This window comes from Brevundimonas sp. CURTG3B2_SDJG, assembly GCF_057364705.1.
Genome location: NZ_JBNFOJ010000480.1, coordinates 1 through 1,341, shown reverse-complemented (window position 1 = coordinate 1,341; position 1,341 = coordinate 1). Strand labels below are relative to the sequence as shown.

The following is a 1,341-nucleotide window of genomic DNA, read 5'->3' as shown; positions in this document are numbered from 1 at the left end:
GGCAATCGCCCCCGGTCGTAGTCGTCGCCGTAGGAGGCGTCGCGGTCCTCGTAGTAGCGGCCGCCCCGTACTCTTCGTATTCTTCGTACTCTTCGTAGGACTCATAGGATGAGTAGCGGCTCTCGCCGTACGAATCCCGCCGCTCGCTGTAGCCGTAGCGGCCGCCCCGGTCCCGGCCGCGGTCGTCGTAGCGATAGCCGCACCACGACGGGCGATGGTCGTCGCGACCGAAGCCGGTGACGATGTAGCCGAACGGCGCCGAGGGGCAGGCCGGGCCCGCCAGCGCCCGCTCGTTGTAATAGACCGGGCCGCCCAGATAGCCGCCGCCGTCGCCGGCGTAGCCGCCGCCGACGTAGATCACGCCCCCGCCGTGGCCGCCGCCCCGGAACGATCCGACGTCTAGGTGCGGGCGTTGAGGTAGGATCCGGCGGACGCATAGGCCGAGGCGCGAGCCTGGGCGTTGACGTTCACATTGACGTTGGTGTTGCCGCCGCCGCGGCAGCAGGGCGCGGGCGGCTGCGGATGATGGCCGCCGCCGCGGGGCCCGCCGGCCAGGGCGGGCGTCGCCGCCAGGATCAGGACGGCCGCTCCGGCCGCGGCTGTGAGCATGCGCATGTCACCGACTCCGTTTCAGGGGCCGTTATCGCTCTGCAGCGCCAGAAGGCCCGGCCTTGCACCGCAGGGGGGAGACCGGCGGCGGAGATTCCCCGGCCAGCGTCGAAATTAACCCTGCCGCCGGCTCAGCGGTCGTGCGGATAGACGTCCGCGCAGTCGCACGATTCCCGGCCGCGACGGCCGACATAGCCCTGCCGTCCCGGCCGGGGGCGATCGTCCTGATAGCCCCAGTCGTCGCGATAGCCGGGATAGGGCCGCCGAGCGTGGACGGCCCCGGCCGGTCCGTACCGATAGCCCCGGTCGTATCGGTGATGACCGCGCCCATGGGCCGACGCCCGGCCGGGCACATGGACGTAGGACCGCTCGTGAGAACCGTCCGCCCAACGGCCGGTCTCCGCATAGGCGCGGGTCTCCACCTCGGACAGCGGCGAACCGCCAACCGGCCGGCCCCAGGCGTCGAGATAGATCGGCTGACCCCAGGAGGGCGCATAGGACTGGGCGGAGGCGGCGGCCGCGGCGGCCAGAAGCGAGAGGGCCATGGCGGCGGCGAAAGGGCGGATCATCGGCGGGTCTCCTGGACGGCGAGGTTAACGCCGTTCGCCCGCCTTCGTTCGCCGACCGTCAGAAATCGACCGCCAGCCCCTTCTTCTCCCAATCGCCGTAGCGGGTCGGTTCCGGCCCGCGCGGCCCGCCGTGCTCGGTCGCCCGCTCCGGCGCGGCCGAGGC

Annotated in this window: 3 protein-coding genes and 1 pseudogene; all 4 read right to left on the bottom strand. The window is 72.3% G+C overall.

All coding sequences use genetic code 11. The features are described from left to right. A pseudogene (locus AC2W7C_RS18050) lies at positions 1 to 361 on the bottom strand (hypothetical protein); the annotation flags it as partial. A gap of 38 nt (positions 362 to 399) precedes the next feature. Next, positions 400 to 615, bottom strand: a complete 216-nt coding sequence (locus tag AC2W7C_RS18045; protein ID WP_486002588.1) for a hypothetical protein — start codon at positions 613 to 615, stop codon at positions 400 to 402. Positions 616 to 740: 125 nt separating this feature from the next. Further along, on the bottom strand, positions 741 to 1,178 hold the full coding sequence (locus tag AC2W7C_RS18040; RefSeq protein WP_486002587.1) for a hypothetical protein: 438 nt from the start codon (positions 1,176 to 1,178) through the stop codon (positions 741 to 743). 58 nt (positions 1,179 to 1,236) lie between these two features. Then, positions 1,237 to 1,341, bottom strand: a 105-nt coding sequence (locus AC2W7C_RS18035; RefSeq protein ID WP_486002589.1) for a DUF1674 domain-containing protein, incomplete at its 5' end; no start/stop codon positions are given.

Excerpts from the sequence above, each read along its gene's own strand:
- AC2W7C_RS18045 (WP_486002588.1), bottom strand. The coding sequence starts at position 615 with ATGCGCATGCTCACAGCCGCGGCCGGAGCGGCCGTCCTGATCCTGGCG.
- AC2W7C_RS18040 (WP_486002587.1), bottom strand. The coding sequence starts at position 1,178 with ATGATCCGCCCTTTCGCCGCCGCCATGGCCCTCTCGCTTCTGGCCGCC.